A 23,759-nucleotide genomic window follows, 5' to 3' on the forward strand; every position below is an offset into this window, starting at 1 on the left:
CCACTGTGAATTATTATAATAACAACAATCTTAGCAAAACTAAACTCGCATTGTTTATTTCGTATTTATTACTTTCTTAGGCAAAACAATATGCAATGGCCAAATAATTTATAACCATCTGCATATCATCGTAGCAGCGTAAAAGTTTATACGATACCTTTACCCTAACGTTTAGCCTCTTTCAATTCCTGCATAAATGTCGTCCAAATAAAGGCCAATAACAACGGGCGTTGAAAATTGATAAAATGCAGGATCATGCATGTGTATAATTGCGCCTAGCGGTTTTTTATAAAGAATATCAATATAAACGCTGTAATAACGCGCTACATTTTTATTAAAGTCTGTATCGTACTCGTGCTAATCGCGCTTTGTTTATCCGTGTTAGGTACCAATGTGTAAATCTGTCTACTGCATTACAAGCTGCAAAGCCTAGTGTAAGGCATTGGCAATATCGTCAATCAGATCACCAACATCTTCAATGCCAACAGACAGCCGAATTAAGGTATCAGAAATCCCCATCTCAGCTCTTCTTTCAGGCCCGTTTTCATAAAAAATAGTGCTGGCAACCGGTAGCGCTAGTGTGCGGGTATCGCCCAAATGAGTGGCCCTTAAAATTAAGTTTAATTTGTTTAAAAAACCGCGCATATCTACATTAGGGTTAAGTTCAAAGCTGAGTATGCCGCCATAGCCTGCTTTTCCAGCGAATACTTGGCTCGCTAGGGCATGCTGAGGATGACTGAGTAAGCCAGGATAATTAACCTTTCTAATATAGACATTTTTTGATAGGAATTCAGCGATGGTCAAGGCGTTCTCACTGGTTTTTTGCATGCGCATAGACAGTGTTTCAAGCCCAACTGAAACTAAATGAGCCGAATGAGGCGCTAGCGTAGCGCCCATGTCCCTGAGCCCCTTTTTACGTATTTGAATACTACCCCACATGGATGAATCTGCACCTTTATAAAATTCATCGATGTTGGCATATGTTCGCCAGTCAAAATTCCCCAAGTCTATAAGTGCACCGCCCAATACGTTACCATGACCCGCTACATATTTCGTTAAAGACGTTGTTAGTAAATTCGCTTTTACCGAATGTGCATTGAACATAACGCTAGGCGTCATAGTGTTATCTAACACAAAAAGAAGTTTATGCTGCACGCAATAATCGCCTATTTTATAAAGGTCGGCTACTTGCGTGTTAGGGTTGGCGATTGTTTCGCAAAATACTATTTTGGTATTGTCTTTAATCGCATTGGCAACATTGCTCGCATCGCTGACATCTACATAGCTGACATCTATAGAAAAATGCGTCAGCTGTTCAAAAAAACTGCGGGTATTGCCAAACAAGTATTGGCTCACAATAATATGATCGCCAGCGCGCAGCAGTGAATAAAAAGTAGCGCTTATCGCTGCCATGCCTGTGGCAAATACCGTAGCGGCAATGCCGCCGTCGAGTTCACTCAATATGTTTTGCAGCGACGCTGCCGAGCTTGACGAGCTTCTCGAATATACGTGTCCTGCTTTTTTACCCTGAAAAACGGCTTCTAAATCAGCAACATCTTCAAAATCGAATAGCACTGAGTTGTTGCTTGCTTCATGTACCCCGCCAAACTGGGGTGAGTTTAATTTACGATCGGCATGCACTAATGTTGTGGCTAGTTGGTTCTTTTTCACGTATTGAGTCCTGTACTCTTAGCCATTTTGTGAAGAAAATTATCTTGGCTGTGGAAAATTTTTTTATAATATTACCATACAAATGGTTTTTTATTTGATGTTGGCACAACAAATCACTATGGTTAAAGCCAATGTTGTCTAGCGACAAATTCAATTGTTAAACGTTAACGCAAAATGCATAGGTAACTGAAACCATTTATATGTGTATATTATTTATTGCCATAAAACAACATCCATTATACCCACTCATTATTGCCGCGAACCGCGATGAGTTCACCCAACGCCCTACACAAACAGCGCATTTTTGGCCGACGCAAAGTAATATGCTAGCAGGCAAAGACTTACTTGCCGGCGGTACGTGGATGGGGATTAATACCCGTGGTGATGTGGCTGCGCTTACCAATATTAGAGTGCCTGTGCCTGAAAAAAATAACGCAGTGAGTCGAGGAGAATTGGTCACAAAATTTCTGTCTTCAAACAAACAAGAAAGTTATCTGGATACGCTTAAACAAACGCATGCCAATTACAATGGGTACAATTTGCTCTTTGGGAATCTTACCAACTTACACGTTTACAATAGCTTAGACAACAGCGCGTATTCGCTTAAAGAAGGTGTGTACGGCTTGTCAAACGCCAGTTTAGACAGTCCTTGGCCTAAACTCGGTATGGGAAAAAGTGCCCTCGCACAATATTGTCAGCACGCAAAAGATCTTAGCTTTGAACATTTGTTTGAACTGCTCAGTAACCGTGCTGTGGCCAAAGATGAAGAGCTACCAAACACGGGGGTGTCGGTTGAAATAGAAAAGATGCTGTCATCCATTTTTATTTGCACCCCCCAATATGGCACACGCTCAAGCACCGTGCTGCTCATTGACAATCAACAGCAAGTTTATTGGGAAGAAAGAACCTTTTCAGCAAGCGGCGAATGCACGAATACCAGCGTGCACAAATTTGGTATTGAGTCATAGACAAAGATAATAAATGCCTAATTTGCCGCAGCTTAATTTTTTACTCGAAATTTGAATAAATATCGGCATAATAAGGGTCACATTGTTATTAACTCTCACTTTAAGGACTTTTCTTCGTGTTTGAAACTCTTACCGCATTGCCACCCGATTCTATTCTTGGCCTTTCTGCAGCATTTAAAAAAGATCCTAACCCGCATAAAATAGATTTAGGCGTTGGTGTTTACAAAGATGAGCAAGGCAATACGCCTATTTTAGAGTGTGTTGCTAGTGCACAGCATTTACTCTTAGCCAGTGAAACGTCAAAAGTGTATATCACTCCGCAAGGGAATCAGGGTTTTATAGACGGCATGCTACGCTTATTATTAGGTGAAAATTCATTTGTTTTAAACCATAATAGAGTGGCGGCGGTGCAGGCACCAGGCGGCTGTGGTGCTTTACGCATTTTAGCGGAATTGCTTATCCGTATAGATGAAAACACCACCGTGTGGGTGAGTGATCCAACTTGGGCAAACCATATGCCTTTGCTTGGCGATGCCGGACTCACATTAAAAACCTACCCTTACTTCGATAAAGACAACGCCAGTATAAAGTTTGATGAAATGATGGACTGCTTATCAAAAGTGGGACCAAACGATGTCGTTTTACTGCACGGGTGCTGTCATAACCCAACGGGCGCTGATCTTAGTAAAGAGCAGTGGCAAGATGTGGCGGCGTTAGCGGCAAAAGTCGGTTTCCTGCCCTTTGTCGACACTGCTTACCAAGGGTTTGGCGACGGCATTGAAGAAGACACTTATGGTCTCAGATTGTTGATAGACAGTGTGGATGAAGTAATTGTCGCCGCGTCGTGCTCAAAAAACTTTGGTTTATACCGCGAACGCGTTGGTCTTGCCGCTATTATTTGTAAAGATGAAAAGACCAGAGATATCGCTCAGTCTCAGATTCAATCTGTCGCGCGCGGCATTTATTCAATGCCACCCTCCTACGGCGGCGCGCTGGTTGATATAATTTTAAATGATAAAGCGCTGTATACCACTTGGACGAATGAAGTGAATGCAATGCGCGTTAGAATGGCAACATTGAGACAGATGTTGGTAACAAATTTGCAGCAGCAAAATGTAGATAAAGACTTTAGTTTTATTAACGCTCAAAAAGGCATGTTTTCGTTTTTGTGCATACCACCTCAGCAAGTGCAGCAGTTGCGTGATGAGCACAGCATCTATTTTGTTGATTCGAGCCGCGTGAACATTGCCGGTATAAACCATAATAATGTTGGAACTCTGGCAAAGGCGATTGCACAGACGCTTTAGACGCAGCAAGTGTTTTAAGTCTGTATCAAAAACATATAAAACCAGCATCAGCTTATTCCTATTTAGGCTGGTTTTATATCTCTATATTATATTCATACACATTTTTTATATGTAATTATAGATGTATTACATCTGACATTGAACAAATCCTCATGCTACGTTTTAAAGATTAGACAAATGTAACGGATGCCCTCCAATCAAAATAACGCTTTTTGTGCTTAGTTTATCGAAACCATCTTAGCAAATATTTTTTTATTGTAGGTTTCTTCAATCTGAACGAGGTTAATATCTTCGAAGTTCTGCCACTTGAGTGCATTATTCTGGATAAGACATTCCATGTCTCATCTGTTAAAGTTAATTGAGGCATGTGGGTTCGGTAATGCACTAGTTTCTATTACAAATACCATGTGGAAGTTTTGCTCGATGGGCTTCGGGTAAATATGTTCCTAAGAACGCCATATGTTGTGCATAATCTAAATATCAGCTATTAAAAAACTAAATAAAAACCGCCGTCATTTCATTTCTTAAAAAACTACTTAACTCGAGCTCTGCTTAAAAAGTGACCATAGCGTTGAGTTCTTCGTCAATCAAACTTCTGATTGGCTTGTTTTCCTTTAAATAATAAGCCACCAATCCATCGAGTAAACTGAGCATAAAGCAGTTCATACAGCGGCGTCTTGAGTGTTCTATATACGAAATGTTCTTCAATTGATCATTTATTGTTTCAATAATAAACCGACTGGAGAGCATTGCTCCATCACACAAAGAGATGGCTCGTACTGTTGTTCTTAGAGTCACGCCCTCCTCGAATAAGTTGGCTGCCAACGCTTTACTCAAATACCCTTTATCGCCGTACAATTTATCCGTTAAACCCTGTGCTGATTTTTCAACTAGTTTAGTGTCATGGACATTTCCTATAGTGACTTTTGCAGCCACAATCTCGCCATGGTAATTCACAATCAAGTGAAGTTTGAAACCGTAGAACCAGCCCATAGTGTCTTTGCCTCGCAGAGCAATTCCGTCGAAGTTTTTATATCTTGGAATACGAATATTGTGGAAGACTTTTATGCACGTAGAATCAATGAATTCGATACCTGTAGGCTTTCCCTTAAGTGAAGTGAAGTAGGAAAAATTGGGCACAATCACTCTGGGCATTACTGCAAGAAACCAAGTGTAGCTGAGTAAATTAGGGAATTTTTTTTGTACATGACAGATACATATCCAAGATAGTAATTTTTGAAGGCACGGTAGTGTGACATGTGAAACCCCGCCACAATTGTCATAATTTCACTCGTTGTCATCCGGCCATTTCGCTGACGCTTCTGAGTGCCATCTTTCAGTAATTACTTTTGCCACTGGGGGATAAATATTTTGCAAAAATCATCGACATCGCGATATAACTCGACTAAATTATTCATGCCTGTTCCTTTTTAGATTTGTTCAATCTTTGTCGAAAGATCAGATCTTGGAATCACAGCGGGATCATACTAAAAGTTATAAGCAGAAATTATTGATCACCATTTGGTCTAAGAAAAGGCTAGCACGAGAGCCCTCCTCATGATCAAATAATGGCTTTCCTTGCAAGGGTTAACCATGACATTTATAGACCATCTTGACCAGATTGAAGATACGCGTAAAGACATTAATAAAAGCTATGAACTCACAGACATATTTTTTCTAACGATGGCGGCGGTCCTAAGCGGGGCAAGCGGTTGGAAAGATATTAATGTGTTTGGGAATGCAAAACTTGACTGGTTAAGGCAGACGCGCCCGTTTGCTGCGGGAATACCCACACGACACAGTATAGGGCGCATTATACGTACGATAAGCGCAGAAGTGCTCATGGAATGTTTCGCCGTGTGGATCAATCCGCAGCGTGAACAAAACGGAAAAGAGCATGTTGCCTTTGATGGAAAAACCGTACGAGGCTCCGGACACAACAGGCACGTTGACGCCATTCATTTAATGGGTGCTATGGTAGTTGATAGCGGTGTGATGCTATATCAGACCACCAGCGAAGGTAAAAAGAATGAGATTAAAACCTTACAATCAATGCTCGAAACGCTGCCGGTTAAAGGAAAAATAATATCCGCCGACGCTATGCATTGCCAGACTGAGACTGCGGCGTTGGCACAGCGAAAAGGAGCTGACTACATGCTGCAGGTAAAAGATAATCAAAAAAACCTGAAAGAAAACATGGCAGCGTACTTCCATAAAATGAGACGCGATGAGCCTGAGCATATAAAAGACAATCAATTCACTGAGCTTGATGGTGATCATGGACGCATTGTACAAAGGCAATATACGGTATTAGCCGTTAATGCGTGGATAGCCGGCATAGAGAATTGGGAAGGAGCTAAACATATAGTAGAAGTGGTGCGTACTCACCAACAGGAAGGGCAGCCAGACAAAGCGCAAACCACGTACTACCTGACTTCTATGGGTAATAATGTTCAGGAAATTGCTAAGATTATCAGAGGCCATTGGCAGATTGAAAGTTATCACTGGGTGCTAGATGTGACGTTTAGAGAAGATGAAAGCCTTATTTACGCTGAGGATGGCGCTAAAAACATGGCCTTATTTAAACGCATGCTGATAAACTTACTCAAGGCACATCCGCTCAAAGACAGTATTGCTGGGAAACGGCATAGGTCGGCATGGGATGATGATTTTAGAACCCAAGTGCTGTTTGGGTGATGTCAAAGTATAATCCCGTCGTGGGTGTGTCAGTATCTTATCAGCGATTCTCGGGGATTCTATTGAATAACGTATGAATGTAGTTTAACATTACATTACCTGTAATAATAGATTGGTAATTCGCAGAAATCATTATGTCTGCCAAGCAAAAAAAAACACTGTCTCAACATATTAAATGGTGGTGGACAACTCGCATAACGGGTTTTTTCAAAATACGCATATTTGGATATATTAAAGATACCCTTGCTTCTGCCCCCGACACAATTAGCTTTAATAAAGATGCGCTGCCAATGGCAGAACCCAATGATGAAGGTATTACAGTAGTTTTAACCGCCTATTTACGTTCGCAATACCTAGTTGAACAAATTAAAGCCCTACAATCACAAACTGTCCCGCCAAAAGAAATTTGGGTATGGTCAAATCGTAGTAGTGATGAATTGCGAGATGTCTCTGACTTAGCAGATCGCGTGATAGTGTCAAATAGTAACTTTTTATTTTGGGGTCGCTTTTCCCTCGCTGCAATGGCGCGCACTAAGTATGTTGCTTTTTTTGATGATGATATCTTGCCTCAGCCACGTTGGTTTGAGAACTGCTTGGGTACCATTGCTAGCGGCGATGATGGAATTTTAGGTGGCTCGGGCGTGTTACTTCCAGTTACCGGAGGATACTCCAGTAAACATAAAGCTGGCTGGAACGGATATCAATTCAGCCAAGCAGTACAAGTTGACCTAGTTGGTCACGCTTGGTTTATGAAAAAAGAGTACCTTAAATACATGTGGTATGAGGAACCTTTCTCATGGGATAACGGTGAGGATATTCACCTCAGCTATATGGCCTTAAAACATGGTGGCATAAAAACTATTGTCCCACCCCATCCATCAACTGATATGTCTTTGTGGAGTTGCCGCCCTGATTATGGGAAAATTGTTGGGCGATTAGGCGTTGCCACCTATAAGAAAAGCAATCATCGTAGTATTCGTAGCAAAATCGTAGACGCACACACTGCAGATGGTTGGCTAGTGGTAAAAAAGAACCCTACATTTCACTTGCCTGAAGAATAAAAAGTGTAGCTCTACTCTTCCGCGCTTATCTAACTAATTTTACTTTGGCTAAGATATTAAGAATACGTTGACAACTTTTGCCATCTCCATAAGGATTGTGAGAAAAGCTTATAGCTTTGTATGCTTCATCATTATCCATTAAGTGGCTAATTTCACTTAATATTAGGGCTGAATTTGTTCCAACTAGTTTAATTGTTCCCGCGCTAACAGCTTCTGGACGCTCAGTTGTATCACGCATAACGAGTACAGGCTTGCCGAGCGAGGGCGCTTCTTCTTGAATACCTCCAGAGTCGGTTAATATAATATAAGCCCGATTCATTAAATATATAAAAGGTAAGTACTGTTGCGGTTCCACTAAGAAAATATTATCGATATTTTTCAACAAACGGTTAATTGGTTCGCGAACATTCGGGTTTAAATGCATGGGATATAATATTTGTGCGTTAGGGTATTTTTTCGCAACGCTCACTAGACCTTGACATATACGCTCAAAGCCACTTCCAAAACTTTCTCTGCGGTGACCTGTCACTAAAATTAATCTCTTGTTAATATCAAGCATAGGGAATCTTTTAGCTAGTTTTCTATTAAGTTCGACGTCTTGTTCAATCTTATCCTTAACTAGCAAAAGTGCGTCAATGACGGTATTCCCAGTAACAAAAATATTATTGGGCAAGTTACCTTCCATTATCAGATTGTCTAAGGAGTTTGAGGTTGGAGCAAAATGAAAAGTGGTGATTACGCTCGTCAACTTGCGGTTGGCTTCTTCAGGCCAAGGTGAGTAAATGTTGCCTGTGCGTAAGCCAGCTTCAACATGACCCACCGGTATTTGCTCATAATAAGCCGATAGGCTCGCTGCAAATGTGGTTGCGGTATCTCCGTGTACCAGAACTACATCAGGTCTGAAAGCTTCTAGTACAGGCTTTAATGCTAATAAAATGGTTGCGGTTACTTGGTTTAATGTTTGACCTTCTTTCATTATATTTAGATCATATTCAGGTTTAATATCAAACAAAGATAATACTTGATCAAGCATATCTCTATGCTGACCTGTAACACAAACCTGCGCTTCGAAACGATCGTCTTGCTCTAAGGCCTTTACTAGAGGGGCCATTTTTATTGCTTCAGGACGAGTACCAAATACTGATAACACTTTCATTTAATATCTTCTATTAATTCAATCAAATTATACTATGTTAAAGAAAGTTATAAGTTTACTCTGAACTTGTTGCAAACGATACACAATCTGATGAGCAGCGATGTAATGCATTGCATCCTTTCACTATTAAGAATCTAGTCACCGTTTCCCATCCAATAAGCCCGCCTCTAGGGCACATTGACTACATGGTCACACAGGGGCTGAGAAGATTGATTATGACTTAATCAAAGAAAGCTCAGGACTATGATTTTATAATTATCCTTTGGCAATACGAATATGGTCAAGCTCACCGTCATCAGTGGTTTGATCACAATAAAAACTGGCCGAATCATAATGCAAGGCGTGTTTCTCTAAACCTAACTCGGTTACCACGGCTTCGCTTAACTATTAATACAAATTCGACACCCCATATTCTGTTCATACAAGGTGTCTAAGCATCGAACTAAGTCATCGTTATTATTAACTTATTTATTTAATCGCGCTACGACGTATTCGAGCTAGCAGGAAAAAGTCAATCAGGCATGCTCAATTAGATTAAGGTACCCACCCTTACGCCCACATTGCGTTTCATGTTTCAATGCCTCGAAGGTATTAACTTTGTCCAGACTGAAGGAACCTACGATAAAACACATATTTACTTGGACGGCTTCAATAAATAAAGAACAAAAATCATTAATTTGATTGAAGGCCTCTCATTACATTTGTATATATTCAAAAAATAGCATGGGGTCTGAACAATGCCAGTCACACGACGCTAGGCTAACATTCCGCCATCTACAATAACGCTGGCGCCTGTTGTATAGCTAGACGCATCAGAGACTAAATACAATACTGTGCCTGCCATTTCGTCAGGGTGGGCAACGCGACCAAGGGGAATGACCTTTAGCGCAGTTTTTAAAATGTCATCGTTGATGGTTAAGGCCGACGCAAACTTTGTGTCAGTCAAGCCCGGTAGTAGCGCATTTACTCTTATGTTTAAGCGACCGCATTCTTTGGCAAAAGACTGCGTCATACTAATAACCGCCGCTTTTGTAATAGAGTAAATTCCCTGCATTTCGCCGGGGCGAATACCGTTTACCGATGCGGTGTTTAAAATGACACCACCACCTTGTTCTTTCATCATGTTACCAGCAGCAACCGACATAAAGAAATAGCCGCGAATGTTAACGTCTACCGTTTTACTATAGGCGGCTAAGTCGGTATCCAGTATATGGCCAAAATACGGGTTAGCGGCAGCATTATTAACCAATATATCTAAGCGCCCAAACTTCTCTTTAATATGCGCAAAGGCGGCATCTATTTGCGCCATTTCACCCACGTGACAAGCCACAGCGCTAGCTTTGCCGCCATCAACGATAATACTGTCGGCAACCGCTTGGCAGGCTTCAATTTTGCGGCTCGACACAATTACGTGAGCCCCTTTAGAGGCTAACAGCCGAGCAATTGACTCGCCAATGCCGCGACTAGCGCCCGTTACTAATGCAATTTTGCCTGTTAAGTCGAATAAATCTTTCATACTTCCTCTCCTAGCGGTGCTTAAACGCACCTGCAAATTATTATGCCTGCATGCCGCCGTCTAAAGTAAATGCATGACCATTCATAAAGGTGCTCTCATCAGATGAAAGCCACGCAATCGCGTTGGCGACTTCTTCTACCTTGCCTAAACGCTTTAAGGGGCTTGCCTTCACTATTAGCTTTTGTGAACGCTCATCAAGTTTAGCAAGGGTGTTTTGCACCATAGGCGTGTCGATAAAGCTTGGGCATACTGCATTAAAACGCAGGCCAATTTTTGCATATTCAATAGCCGCGGTTTTAGTTAGGCCCATTACGCCGTGCTTTGAAGCGCTGTAGGCTGAAATACCGGGTGAAGAACGCAGGCCAGCAATAGACGCAACATTAATAATATGGCCTGGCCCTTTACCCGCCATACAGGTAATGGCCGCGCGCATGCAGTGCCAAACACCTTTAAGGTTTACCGCTATGTTGCTGTCAAAAGCGTCGTCGCTCAATTCATGCATAGGCGCTGGGTCATGGTCTATGCCAGCATTGTTAATGACCACATCAAGGCCGCCAAAAGACGTCATCGCAAATCCGAATAGGGCGCGCACTGAATCTGCGCTGGTAACATCCACTTCGTGAAATTCAATATGATGGCCGTCTCGCTTTGCTTGTGCAGCGACCTTCTCGCCAGCCACGACAGACCTATCCGCAATGATGACTTTAGCGCCTCTGCTTGCCAATACCTTTGCACTTGCCGCGCCAATGCCTGACGCGCCGCCAGTAATGATTATGCGCCTGTTTTCAACGTTAGCGACATTCGTAGGAATTTGCATAGTTTACTCCCCTACTTTCATAACAAGCTTGCCAAAGTTTTCACCTTTGAACAGCATCATTAATGTATCTGGAAAGGTTTCTATACCTTCTACAATATGGTCTTTCACTTTCATGTCGCCACTTTTAATCCAGCTGGCAATGTCTTTCATGGCGGTAGGGTATTCTTTGACGTTATCAAATACGACTATGCCTTCCATGCGGGCGCGATTAACTAGCAGCGACAGATAATTAGACGGACCTTTAACCGGTGTAGTATTGTTATATTGGCTAATAGCGCCACAAATTATGATGCGGGCATGCTTATTAATATGCGTTAGCACATCGTCTAAAATATCGCCGCCTACATTATCAAAGTAGACATCTACGCCTTTAGGGCATGTCTGCCTAAGCGCCTTTTTGACATTTTCATTTTTATAATCAATGGCAGCATCAAAACCTAACTCGTCTACCAGAAATTGACATTTTTCTTTACCGCCAGCAATACCCACCACGCGGCAGCCTTTAATTTTTGCTATTTGGCCAACCAATCCGCCTACCGCGCCCGCCGCACCTGATACCACAACGGTCTCGCCTGCTTTTGGTTCACCGGTTTTTAATAGGCCAAAATAACCGGTCATACCGGGCATACCTAATACGCCTAAATAATAAGACAATGGCGCTAATGATGGATCTATTTTATATAGCCCAGTGCCATCGCTAATGGCGTAAGTTTGCACGCCGTTATGACCGCATACATAATCACCCTTTTTATATTTATCATGCTGGCTTTCTACTACTATGCCCACGGTACCTGCACGCATTACATCACCAATTTGCACCGGTTCAATGTATGATTTTGAGTCGTTTAACCATCCGCGCATAGCGGGATCGAGTGACACATACTCAATTTTTATCAGCATTTTGCCTTTTTCGATACTTGGCACTTCGTTTTCGGTGTAGTCCCATGTGTCTGCGGTAGTTTCGCCAAATGGGCGGGCTTTTAAACGCCATTGTTTACTAATCATTGTCATTTACTCCTTTTAAAACCATGAGGGTTGCACATTTGTGCATACGTCGTCGTTGTCTTTTAATAACTGGATGTCGCGTAAAATGGTGGGCAGTTCCCACGAAATAAAGTACTTAGCGGCCTGCACTTTACCTTTATAAAAATCCTGCTTTTGGGTATCACTGCTTTGTTCAAGTAGTTTTTCAGCCGCACTGGCCTGCCTTATCCATATCCAACTTACTACGACGGTGGCGAAAATATTCATCATCGCTTGGGCGTTAGCACTTAAGGTAGTGGCTTTTTCGGTTTGCATTACTTCGCTCAAATGCACCACCGTTTCGTGCAGTTGACCTAGATAAGGGTTGAGTTTTTTAGCCATTAGCGCTGTTTCGGGGGTAGTAATGGCGTGCAAGTCTTTTTCCACCTCTGACTTAAGTACTCTAAGGCCATGACTTTTATTTTGCCATAGTTTTCTAAAGATCAAGTCTAAGGCCTGAATGCCGTTAGTGCCCTCATGTATGGGGTTTAAACGGTTGTCGCGCCAAAACTGCTCTGAATAATATTCTCGGGTATAGCCTGAGCCGCCTAGCACCTGTATGCCTAAATCGTTGGCTTTTGGCCCATATTCTGAAGGCCATGCCTTCAGCACAGGGGTTAACAAATCTAGGAGTTCAGTTAAATCTTGTTTTTCGGTAGCATCAATACAGGTATTAATGCGATCAATTAAGTTAGAACCGTATAAGCACAGCGACATTCCGCCTTCGCTATAGGCCTTTTGTGCCAGCAGCATGCGTTTTACGTCGCCGTGCAAAATAATCGGCGCTGCGGCATCTTCGGGTTTATTATTGGGCGCCACTCTGCCTTGAGTTCTGTCCTTAGCGAAATCAAGTGAATACTGGAATCCGCGGTAGCCAATCATCGCGGCACCAAAGCCTACGCCTATGCGGGCTTCATTCATCATCATAAACATGTAGCGCAAGCCAAAATGAGGTTCGCCTATTAAATAACCATGGCAGTCGTTATTTTCACCAAATGTTAGCGCGGCAGAGCTTGTACCTCGGTAGCCAAGTTTGTGTAGCAATCCCGCTAACTGCACGTCGTTACGATCGCCCACTGAATTGTCATCATTGAGTCGGTATTTAGGCACGGCAAGTAAGGAAATCCCTTTAACTCCGCCAGGGCCGCCGGGGATCTTAGCTAGCACGAGGTGCACGATATTGTCAGATAACTCGTGATCCCCACCCGATATATAGATTTTGCTGCCTTTTACTCGGTAGCTGCCGTCTCGCTGAAGCGTTGCTGTGGTATGAATATCGGCTAATGATGAGCCTGCATGAGGTTCGGTTAATGCCATAGTACCTGTAAAGTCGCCGGTTAGCATTCTGGGCATAAACGCGTCTTTTATGCTGTCGTTGGCGAAGTGTGAAATGACGTTTATGGCCGCTGCGGTTAAAAATGGGTAGGCAGTTGTAGACGGGTTAGCCGCCATGAAGTAGCCAGATACTGCTGTCATCACTGTTTCAGGCAACTGCATGCCGCCGTCTTCAAAACTGTATCGCCCTGCGATAAAACCAGACTCTCTAAATGCGTCAAAGGCGATTTTTACATCGTCAATCATGCTGACTTTTTTACCGTCAAACTTAGGCTCATTTTTATCAGCGATATGATTGTGCGGTAGGAATAAATTGGTGGCCATTTTGTTTGCGGTGTCTATAACCGCATCGAAGGTTTCTCTGCTGTGCTCTGAAAAACGTGTATGCTCGCACAAAGATTCGGTGTTAAGCACATCATAAAGTTGAAAAGGAAGTTCAAAATCGTGTATTAGTGTGTCAGTCGCCATAATGTATCTCTTCTATTGTGATTTATCATGTTGTCATTAAACGTAATGCAGAACATCAACCACGCAGTTGATGCTTTAGTAAAGTAGCTTTACGCCTGTAATGCTGGAATGCTTTGGTCTACATAAGCAGGATTAATATTCGTAACATTTAATTAACACTATATTAGTCTACTTCAGCACTCGTATATATTGTCATATATGACATAATAGAGGCTATAAGTGACATCTATTCGCGGGAATGATAAGTACATAAAATGCCTGCTAATACTTAAATGACCACCACATAAATTGGAGAAGTTGTATGCCCTACTTTAAACCTTTGCAGGTCGTTATCGTAGGTTTTGACGGTGTATTAGGCAGCGCACTTGCCGGTGCTCTCGATTTATTTTCGTTTACGGGCGTAAGCTGGCAGCGCTTTGTAAACGAGCCCGTAGAGCCTCGATTCAATGTTCAAATAGCCAGTCTATATAAACAAAATTTCACCTGCAGCAATAGGCTTAGCATTTCTGCTCACTGCGATTTAGCCAACGTAAGACACTGCGACTTATTGTTAATTCCGACCATTGGCGACTCTATAGAAAAAGTACTGTCCAATACCCAAGCTTTATTACCGCATATTATTAGATTGTCAAAACAAGGGGTAGATATTGCAAGTAATTGCAGTGGCGCATTTTTACTAGCCAAGGCGGGACTGCTCAACAACAAAGAAGCCACTACCCATTGGGGATACGCAGAAAAATTTAAACAAGACTTTCCGCTGGTGCTATTAACGCCTTCAAAACTTGTTACTCAACACGACAATATATTTTGCGCAGCAGGCGGCAGCGCATTTTATGATTTGGGCTTGCTGTTAATTGAGCGCTATTGCGGACGTGACATTGCTGGTCAAGTAGCGAAAACGCAAGTCATTGATTCACGTAGGCGGAATCAGAGTTTATATGCCAATGTGAATTTGTATAAAAGCCACTCAGACGCGCTTGTGCGCCAAGTGCAAGATTATATAGAAGACAATTTCTGCGATCCCATTAGCGTATCTGGCTTGTGCTCTGACTTTAATCTTATTCCACGTACCCTAAACCGACGCTTTCAAGCGAGTGTAAGCATGCGGCCATTGGCCTACATTCAAGCTGTTCGTATTGAACAAGCAAAGCGATTGCTGGAAATTGGGGAAACTAACATTAAGTCTTTATCTAGCGCGGTTGGCTATGACGACAACAGCTCATTCACGCGTCTGTTTAAAAGATTGACGTCGCTAACGCCCAAGGAGTACAAGGATAAAGTGTATAAAGCTTCGGCTAGTTGATTCTTAAGATGAAGGAAAGGTAATATCTACATTATTACAAATAGGTAAAACTGTTTCAACAAGCTAAATGAACCTGACCCATTATTGGGGTTTGGTGCGTCAATATATTGAGCTCTTAAAACGTTAACTTCGTTTGAAAATGTGAAAGGGTTCATCAAAACAGTAACTATAATAGTAGCAAGCGCAGCGTATGTATGTTCCACTCGCAGTTAAACTTTATAAAATAGGATCATATAATGTCTACAGCAGTTTTCTATCACAACCCGAAATGCTCGAAAAGCCGACAAATATTAGCATTTGTGCGCGAACAGGTAGAAGAGGTAAAGGTCATTGAGTATATTAAAAATCCGCTATCTAAACTTGAATTAGAAGATATATATAAGAAGTTAGATATCCTGTCAACGCACCAAATGATAAGAGACCAAGAGGATGAATTCTCGAAAGCCGGTTTATCTGAAACCTCTAAAGATGATGATGTTTTAGCCGCTATTGCAAAGTATCCAAGACTACTAGAGCGGCCTATTGTTGTTTATAAGAATCGCGCCGCAATTGGCAGAAACTTGGATCATGTGGTCGCTTTACTGCTCAATTAATTGTCTCCCAAGGTGTGTTCCAAAGTTTCACTTCGTTCTATGAGCCACACCTTGCAGACAGCTTATCTCTATTCGTACTTTTCAAACCACGCCAAAATATTCTCTATCTTACCAACTAAATGAGATGGGCGATTAGCGATGGCGTGTGATGCCCCCGGCACTTTTACAAGCACGGTGTCTACTTTTAGCAGTTTTAAAGCCTGATAATACTGCACAGTTTCTGACATCGGCGTGCGTTTGTCGTCTACCCCAGTAATGAGCATGGTGGGTGTGGTCACATTACCCACGAGTGAGAGCGGCGAGCGCTCCCAATAATGCTCAAACTCTTCCCATGGCATGCCTGGAAACTGGTTCGGAATTTGCGACAAACCGCTGTCTGCGGTCAGCACTTTGGACAACCAGTTAATGACGGGTTTAGCCACTACAGCCGCTTTAAAACGATCTGTTAGCCCAATGGCATAGGCGGTGGCAATGCCACCTGCAGAGCCGCCAGTTATGTAAAGCCGCTCTTCATTCACCAAACCTTTTTCTATTAAAGCGTCTATTCCTGACATATGGTCGGCAAAGTCGTATTTGGACGAATATTTGTTTTGCAATAAAAGAGCAAAGCGCTCTCCATAGCCAGAGCTGCCGCGGTGATTATTGTAAAAAACAATATAACCTTCTGCCGCCATACGCTGTAATTCTGCCGTAAAATGCGGTCCATAGGCTAAATGCGGTCCGCCGTGGATTTCAATAATTAACGGATACTTTTTGCTGGCATCATAGTCTGGCGGTAAAATATACCAGCCGTGTATTTCTTCCCCATCTATAGACGAATTATAGGTAAACTCTTCAATGGCGCCTAAGGTTTTGTGACCAAACAAGTCTTCGTTTAATTGCGTAAGCTGCGCCTGTTTACTGCCTTGCTGCACAAATATATCGGCTGGACTATCATGACGTCCTTTGGTGAAAGCAAACGTAGCGTCAGCGTAGTCAAAAGTACCACTTGTATAGGGACGACCAAGCGATACACCGCCTAATCCATTAGTAATATTGCTGTGCTTGGCACTGGCTAAAGTCACATAGTCAATTTGCGTGACGCCTCTGACCATTTGTTGATAGTAAATACCGGCGTTGCCTTTCCAATGAAAATTAGACACGGCGTTGTCAACGCTTGCTGATAAATTTTTGTCGTTTTCACCGTTAATATCCATTACATGTAAATAGCGATTGCGATAGGCAAGGTTTTTATCATCGCGCTTTGAATAAGCTATAAACTTACCATTAGGGGATACAACCGGATTGTTTTCAAGACCAGGAGCATTGCTTATTTGCTGCAGCGCGCCGCTCATATCTATTGAATATATGTCTGATTCGTTTGGCTCATACTCCCAATTTTCAGAGCGGTTTGCAGAAAAATAAAGATGCTCACTGTCAGCGCCCCAGCTCAATGTGCCGCTATGATGGAAGTTTCCTATAGATAACTGCCTAGCGGAGCCGCCATCACTGGGCACTATAAAGATTTGAGTATAAGCAGGATCAAGCAAGCCGCGACCGTCTGCTTGATAGCGCGCTTTGGTAATATATTGAAAAGAATCAGCCCAATTTGCTCCTTTGGGTTTTGCTGGCATTTTTACGCTGAACGGTTTTTCATCCGAAGCTACACTCATGCTAAAAGCAATTGTTTTGCCATCTCGCGACCATGCAATAGACGACAACGAAGATGCTACGTTAGTCACTAAAGCTGTTTGACCTGTGTCCATCCAGCGCACATATAACTGTGGCGCTCCTTCAGCGGTAGATACATAGGCAAGTCTTTTGCCATCGGGAGACCAGCGCGGTGAATAGTGATTTTTTTGAGACGATATCACAGGTCGGTGGTTCTCTCCCGAGACGTCCACTATCCAAATGCTTGCACGTGTGGTGTCATCCATAATATCGTTTGACCGACGCACATAGGCAATTTTTTTGCCATTAGGTGACACTTGAGGGTCGCTGGCCACTTCAAGTTCGAAAATATCTTCAGGCTGAAAGTGAGGATGCGCTAAGCCTGTAAGGGCTTTGTTTTCTTGAGCGATAATAGCAGCGCCAGAAACACCACTTTGTGCAAAGCTCTGTGCAAATTCTTTGCCAACAGTGCCATTTTGAGCCACTGCGCTTGATGCCTGCACACCCAGAAAAACTATAATAAACGCAAGCGTGTTCATTCGTAAAATTGCTGACTTAGGCTGTGCCTTTAGATAATTAAAATTAACTGACCTGTGCATCATTCCTTTTCCTTTTTTTACCGGCTGTCATTGCCTGTTAGACTTTCGAAGAAACTAGGAGACCTCATGCTATTTCCCAATAACAATATAAGTACCTAGTCGATGGTTTTTTAAAATTAAAATCGCTCAAATTAAGCGCTGTTAATGCCTGCTATTATTGAGCACCCTCATCTTGCTGTACGAGCTTAGCGGGCGCATCTTGCTCTTCATCTCTAAATATACCCTTGATATCGTCTAGTACCAAGTAAAGTGAGGGCACCAATAGTAGCGTGATTACCGTGGCGAACAAAATACCAAATGCCAAAGATATGGCCATCGGAATAACAATTTGTGCCTGTAAACTGCGTTCGAACACGATTGGCATTAGGCCCATAAACGTGGTTAATGAGGTTAACACAATGGCTCTAAATCGTTCCGTTCCCGCGGTTAACACAGATTCCATTAGCGAGCGACCTTCTTTGCGTGCACGATTCACAAAATCGACCATAATAAGAGAATCGTTCACCACCACCCCTGAAAGCGCAATAATACCGCAAATTGACAGCACGCTTACCGCCTTAAACAAGATCATGTGCCCGACTATTGCCCCAATAAGGCCAAAAGGAATGACCGACATAATAATTAGAGGCTGGGAATAAGATTTAAGTGGAATAGCCATGAGCGCGTAAATAGCCAACAAAGCAAATAGGAAACCTTGCGCAAGCGACGCCATCGCTTCACTCTGTTCGCGCGAGGTGCCTTGTAGTTTAGAGCTAACATCCGGATAACGCTCAAGCAACGCCGGAATAAAGTTGCTCATCACATCACGCGCTACTTCGCCTGGATCAACTACATCTTTGTTTACCTTGCCAGAAACAGTGATGGAGCGCGAACCGTCCACGCGCACAATGCTAGAATAGCCTTGCGCTAGCGTCACATTGGCGACTTGGCTAAAAGGAATGTTGTCGCCGTTAGGCGCGCGCACTAGCATATTTTCAAGATTTCCGACCGAATTACGCTCTTCTTGGGGGTAGCGTACCATTACGCGCACTTCCTCATCGTTGCGCTGAATACGCTGCGCTTCGGCACCAAAAAAACCGTATCTTACTTGCTGAGCAAGCTGCGACAAACTAATCCCTATAGCTTCAGCCTGCGGCTTTACTTCAAGCTGGATTTCATCGCTGCCACCGCTGAAAGAGTCGTTAACCTCGGTCACGCCCGTGTAAGCTTCTAAATATTGCGTCAACTCCTCGCTGATGGCTTTTAACTGGTCTATGTTATTGGAGCTAAACTCAAAGTCTAGATCAGAGCCGCCGCCGGGGCCTCCAGGACTACTAATGTCTAAAGAACGTACGCCGGGTATTTCTTGTAAGAACTCGCGCCAAACGTCTTTTATCTTGGTATCGCTTAAATCTCTTGTTTCGCCTTTGGTCAATTCAATGAATATTTGACCCGACAGCGGTCCATTATCAAACGCTAAAGAATGTTTAATAACAGGCGAACCGGTATCCTCTATAACCTGTTGATTCATTTGCTCAGCTGAGAATAAAAGCGCTTGTATTGCGGTGTCACGCTGATTAATAGATGAACCGGGTTCCATTTCTACCGACGCAATGATGAAGTCAGACGGTATGATTGGAAAAAACACAAAACGCACAAATCCACCTGCAAACAGACCAATGGTCAAAATAAAAATGCCAATAAAAGACGCCAGCGTGGTGTATCTATTACGCACACACTTGAGCAAAAATGGCCCGTAGCTATTTTTAATAAAGCTATTTAAGCGCTTATTTATACGCACTCGCAGGCGCTGTAAAAAGTTGGCTGTACGAGGGTTATAGGGACGAATTTTCATATGCGCCAAATGCGCAGGCAAGATCAGCTTTGATTCTACCAGTGAGAAAATCAAGCACAAAATTACCACCATGCCAATGGTTTTCCAGATAACGCCAAAGGTGCCGCTGACCATCAGCATGGGTGAAAAAGCAGCTATCGTGGTAAGTACGCCAAAGGTAGCCGGCATTGCCACTCGTTTTACGCCGCGTATTACATTGTCTATACTGTGACCTTTCCTGTCTATTTCAGTGTAGGCCGATTCTCCCATTATAATCGCGTCGTCTACCACTATTCCTAGCACGAGTATAAAGCCGAATAAACTGAGTAGATTTATAGAGACGCCTATTCCTTGCATGGGCATAAACATAAGCGCTCCCAAAAAGCACACCGGCAGTCCAACCATTACCCAAAACGCAAGTTTAAGTCGCAAGAAAATAGTTAACACACAAAAGACTAAAAAAGCACCCATAAGCATGTTTTTTATCATCATACTTAAGCGATCAGCCAAATAAAACGAACTGTCCCCCCAACTGTCTGCGGTAATATTGTTTGGAAACTCTGCGCGCTTTTCGTCTAAATATTTATTAATGTTTTCCGAAATTTGCAGGGCGTTTTGATCGCCAACCGCACGCACGCGAATGCTCATGGCGGTTTTACCGTCAAACAGGGCAAAGTTGTTGTCTTCCACAAAACCGTCGTTGATAGATGCAATGTCGCCCACTAACAAACGCGTACCGTCACTGCGATTAATAAGCGGAATTTGAGCAAAGTCCCAAGCGGTGTAAGCCTGTCCTTTAGCTCTTAGCAAAATGTTGCCGTTTTCAGAGCGAATTGAGCCGCCTGGAATATCAACAGACGTGCGACGAATCGCATTAACTACATCTTCAAAGGTTAAATTGTAGGCTTGCAGCTGCACCTCAGAAATTTCAACCGATACTTCAAAATCGCGCGCACCAAACACACTTACGTCTGAAACACCGGGTAAATTAGCCATCTCCTCTCGCATATTGGTGGTGGCTTCTTTAAGTTCACGTTCAGTCACATCCCCGTAAACCGAAACCCACAGCACGTCTTGCTGGGCTTTTATGCGAAATACGACTGGTTTCTCTGTATTGGCAGGAAAGGTAGAGATAGCGTCCACCTGCACTTTTATTTCATCTAGTAAGATTTGAACGTCGTATCCGTCTAGTGCTTCAACGCTCACCGTGGCGAGTCCCTCGCGGGCAACTGAGGTGATTTTTTTGATCCCCTCCAGCTCTTTTATGGCTTCTTCAATACGTAGTATTACTCCCTCTTCTACCTCTTGTGGTGCAGCGCCTAAATAGGGAACCTGTATGCTGATGACATTGATTACAAACTGCGGAAATATTTGTTTTTGAACATTAATGACACCGAAAATTCCGCCAATGATAATGAATACCATGAGCAGGTTTGCCGCTACGCTGTTACGGGCAAACCACGCAATAAGGCCTTTGTTTGTGTCAATAGTATCAACGCTGTCACTCATAAGCTGACCTCCACGCTTCGTTCACTTTCATTAATGATGGATTTTGTCGGTTCGTCAGTGGTGAATCTTACCGGCATTCCCGTGTAAGGGGTAGATACCGCACTCATTACCACCAGGTGCTCAATTGGCAAACCGCCGCTAATATAAACATAGTCTTGGTCGGCGCGCATAACGTCTACTGAGTTTATTTGCAGGGTGTTTTCGTCAGTAACTGACAATATCGTGCCGTCTAAGCGCAGCACGTAGCGCGGAAGTTTTATAATATCTTTCGCGGTTAGGCCGCTAATGGCCGCGCTAACAAATCGGCCAAATTTAAGCGTATTGGGATGTTCTTGGCTTTTCAAGTTGTAGGGATCAGTTATTTCAACTACGCCATAAATCACGCGTCGCGATTCATCTAATACCGCTTCATCGCGCACTAAGGTGCCCTGCCAGAAATGACGTTTACCGGCAACATCGGCGCTTAGTGAAACCATCGGCTGCTGGATTTTCAAATCTCCAATAAACGCCACGTCGTTATCGGTTAGCGGCAAGCGCACCTGAGCCGTGTCAGTAGAAAAAATCTCGCCAATTTGTGTACCCACAGTAACAAACTGACCAACATCAATCATTTTAGCTTTAACAAGACCATCGTATGGCGCAGTAATTTGGGTACGTGATAAATTGCGTTTTGCGCGTTCTAATTTGGCTAGGGATGCTTTAACGTTGGCCTGCTCGCGGGCTAGTTGAGGTTTGCGTAAGCCTAGAGCTGTAGGTGTGCTGGTATTGATAGATTCCCATTCACGTGCAGCCACTTCAGAACGTGCAATTTCTTCATTAAGTGCGGCTTGAGCGCGGGCAACGTCGGCTTCAGCTAATAACAAATCTGTTTCATAATCGTCACTTTCTAGTTCAACTAACACTTCACCTTTACTAAAAAAGCCGCCTTCATCAAATCTATCAGAGACTGATATAACTCTACCGCTGACTTGTGTGCTCAAAATGGTTCGATGTTTTGGGGTGACTGAGCCTTGAGCATGAACTAAGAAGTCAATGTTTTCAGTGAAGATAGGCTGCGCATCTACTAAAAATGATTGCGTCACCACTTCGGTTTTCTCTGGTTCTGGTTTCATGAGGATCATCAGGGCAAGCGCGCAAAGTGCTGCCACTAAAATAACAATGGGAATACCGACTTTTTTAAATGTGTTGATCATAAATAAAGAAGAATCGTCCGTAAATAAACTAACATTAGTATACCTGCTTAAACTCTCATACGGCTACTAAAGTAGATTAAACTATTGTCAGAATTCAATCAGTGAAAAACTGAGAACTGACTTTTCATCATGAGCTTGCGTTTATGAGCATGTATAAACAGCTTTGCTAAATGCGGTTTTTTCAGCTAGCTTATGCTTATATAAATGTTTAGATAGACTTGCTAAACATGTTTACTGCTATGCACCTAAAAGAGGCGCATGAACGCATTGAACATTCAGGTATAATATAAAAGAGGCGTATTAAAAAGTGGCCAAGCAAATAAAACTCAGTGCCTGCGATATCAAAGAAAAATACCATACCCTAATTGAAAATCCAGAAATGCTAGACTACGGGATATACTTGCAATGTGACAAGCTACTTGACTGCCAAAAGCCCATAAAAGACTTAGCCACTGCCGATGAAATGCAGTTTCAAATTGTGCATCAGGTAGAAGAACTATGGATGAAGCTCATATGTTTTACTCTAGTGGATATTATTGGCTATATGGCGCTGCAAAAACACCACAGGGTTATCACTTTGTTCTCCAGAGTTAACAAACTCCAGCGATTAATGACGGACCAGCTCGATGTCTTAGAAACTATGTCGCCTAAGGAATATCAGCAAATAAGGCTACAGTTAGGCAATGGCAGCGGACAAGAGTCTCCGGGCTTTAAAATACTCGTACAAATGCCTGAAGATATTTGGTCTACCTTTCATGAACATTACTTAGAAAACGGCAAAATTAGCGTTGAACAGATATATGATGAAGACTACACCCATGATCACAAATATGCAGTGGCTGAAGCGCTAACTGAGTTTGATGAGCAACTGCAACTGTTTAGAACACGCCACCTATTTTTAATTCACCGATCAATCGGCTTAGGTTCTAAATCTTTAAAAGGCAGGCCCGTTGAGCTATTGCAAAAAGGCGCGGCCAAGCGCTTCTTTCCCGCGCTATGGGATGTGCGCAACGCAATGACTGATAAGTGGGGCGGCGAATATGGCAAAGTACGTGCTTCTATTAGCGGCAAGAGCTAATG

General features: G+C 42.9%; 16 protein-coding genes and 1 pseudogene. 7 read left to right on the forward strand and 10 right to left on the reverse strand.

Annotated elements, in window-relative coordinates:
- Positions 1-429: 429 nt before the first annotated feature.
- A complete protein-coding gene (locus tag BAE46_RS01560; RefSeq protein WP_070111608.1) occupies positions 430-1,671 on the reverse strand; it encodes a cystathionine gamma-synthase family protein in 1,242 nt (413 codons plus the stop codon).
- 200 nt (positions 1,672-1,871) lie between these two features.
- Here BAE46_RS01560 and BAE46_RS01565 point away from each other — a divergent pair, with 200 nt between their 5' ends.
- Complete coding sequence (locus BAE46_RS01565) at positions 1,872-2,639, forward strand: NRDE family protein (protein WP_006003965.1); 768 nt, start codon at positions 1,872-1,874, stop codon at positions 2,637-2,639.
- Between the two features lie 116 nt (positions 2,640-2,755).
- Positions 2,756-3,946, forward strand: coding sequence for an amino acid aminotransferase (locus BAE46_RS01570; RefSeq protein ID WP_006003967.1), 1,191 nt, complete (start codon positions 2,756-2,758; stop codon positions 3,944-3,946).
- 552 nt (positions 3,947-4,498) lie between these two features.
- Here BAE46_RS01570 and BAE46_RS01575 read toward each other — a convergent pair.
- Positions 4,499-5,364 (reverse strand): annotated as a pseudogene (locus tag BAE46_RS01575) (IS982 family transposase).
- Between the two features lie 175 nt (positions 5,365-5,539).
- Between BAE46_RS01575 and BAE46_RS01580 the strand changes: the two are divergent.
- Both BAE46_RS01580 and BAE46_RS01585 read left to right on the forward strand, forming a co-directional pair.
- Complete coding sequence (locus BAE46_RS01580) at positions 5,540-6,643, forward strand: ISAs1 family transposase (protein WP_070111609.1); 1,104 nt, start codon at positions 5,540-5,542, stop codon at positions 6,641-6,643.
- Positions 6,644-6,777: 134 nt separating this feature from the next.
- Entirely contained in the window at positions 6,778-7,704 is a 927-nt protein-coding gene (locus BAE46_RS01585; RefSeq protein WP_070111610.1) for a glycosyltransferase, read from the forward strand.
- 25 nt (positions 7,705-7,729) lie between these two features.
- Here BAE46_RS01585 and wecB read toward each other — a convergent pair whose 3' ends face one another.
- From wecB to BAE46_RS01610, 5 genes are all read right to left on the reverse strand, one after another.
- Positions 7,730-8,860, reverse strand: a complete 1,131-nt coding sequence (wecB, locus tag BAE46_RS01590) for a non-hydrolyzing UDP-N-acetylglucosamine 2-epimerase (protein WP_070111611.1) — start codon at positions 8,858-8,860, stop codon at positions 7,730-7,732.
- Positions 8,861-9,614: 754 nt separating this feature from the next.
- Positions 9,615-10,376 (reverse strand): SDR family oxidoreductase, encoded by a 762-nt coding sequence (locus BAE46_RS01595; protein ID WP_070111612.1) that lies wholly within the window; start codon positions 10,374-10,376, stop codon positions 9,615-9,617.
- A gap of 40 nt (positions 10,377-10,416) precedes the next feature.
- Entirely contained in the window at positions 10,417-11,193 is a 777-nt protein-coding gene (locus BAE46_RS01600; protein WP_006003970.1) for an SDR family NAD(P)-dependent oxidoreductase, read from the reverse strand.
- Positions 11,194-11,196: 3 nt separating this feature from the next.
- The gene (locus BAE46_RS01605; RefSeq protein ID WP_006003972.1) at positions 11,197-12,198 is read right to left on the reverse strand and encodes an NADP-dependent oxidoreductase; all 1,002 of its coding nucleotides are present in this window, start codon (positions 12,196-12,198) and stop codon (positions 11,197-11,199) included.
- 15 nt (positions 12,199-12,213) lie between these two features.
- Positions 12,214-14,019, reverse strand: coding sequence for an acyl-CoA dehydrogenase family protein (locus tag BAE46_RS01610; RefSeq protein ID WP_006003974.1), 1,806 nt, complete (start codon positions 14,017-14,019; stop codon positions 12,214-12,216).
- Between the two features lie 301 nt (positions 14,020-14,320).
- Between BAE46_RS01610 and BAE46_RS01615 the strand changes: the two genes are divergently transcribed.
- Entirely contained in the window at positions 14,321-15,322 is a 1,002-nt protein-coding gene (locus BAE46_RS01615) for a GlxA family transcriptional regulator (RefSeq protein ID WP_070111613.1), read from the forward strand.
- Positions 15,323-15,558: 236 nt separating this feature from the next.
- Positions 15,559-15,915, forward strand: a complete 357-nt coding sequence (gene arsC / locus BAE46_RS01620; protein WP_070111614.1) for an arsenate reductase (glutaredoxin) — start codon at positions 15,559-15,561, stop codon at positions 15,913-15,915.
- 68 nt (positions 15,916-15,983) lie between these two features.
- Here arsC and BAE46_RS01625 read toward each other — a convergent pair whose 3' ends face one another.
- The 3 genes from BAE46_RS01625 to BAE46_RS01635 all read right to left on the reverse strand — a co-directional run bounded on the left by BAE46_RS01625 (position 15,984) and on the right by BAE46_RS01635 (position 22,679).
- Positions 15,984-18,167, reverse strand: a complete 2,184-nt coding sequence (locus BAE46_RS01625; RefSeq protein ID WP_070111615.1) for an alpha/beta hydrolase family protein — start codon at positions 18,165-18,167, stop codon at positions 15,984-15,986.
- A 151-nt stretch (positions 18,168-18,318) separates the two neighbouring features.
- The gene (locus BAE46_RS01630) at positions 18,319-21,486 is read right to left on the reverse strand and encodes an efflux RND transporter permease subunit (protein WP_070111616.1); all 3,168 of its coding nucleotides are present in this window, start codon (positions 21,484-21,486) and stop codon (positions 18,319-18,321) included.
- On the reverse strand, positions 21,483-22,679 hold the full coding sequence (locus BAE46_RS01635; protein ID WP_006003988.1) for an efflux RND transporter periplasmic adaptor subunit: 1,197 nt from the start codon (positions 22,677-22,679) through the stop codon (positions 21,483-21,485). The genes BAE46_RS01630 and BAE46_RS01635 overlap by 4 nt, the downstream gene beginning before the upstream one ends.
- A 307-nt stretch (positions 22,680-22,986) precedes the next feature.
- Here BAE46_RS01635 and BAE46_RS01640 point away from each other — a divergent pair, with 307 nt between their 5' ends.
- Positions 22,987-23,757, forward strand: coding sequence for a tryptophan 2,3-dioxygenase family protein (locus tag BAE46_RS01640; RefSeq protein WP_006003990.1), 771 nt, complete (start codon positions 22,987-22,989; stop codon positions 23,755-23,757).
- The last annotated feature ends 2 nt before the right edge of the window (positions 23,758-23,759 follow it).

Source organism: Glaciecola punicea, assembly GCF_001756615.1.
In the GTDB taxonomy this organism is placed as follows: Bacteria; Pseudomonadota; Gammaproteobacteria; order Enterobacterales; family Alteromonadaceae; genus Glaciecola; species Glaciecola punicea.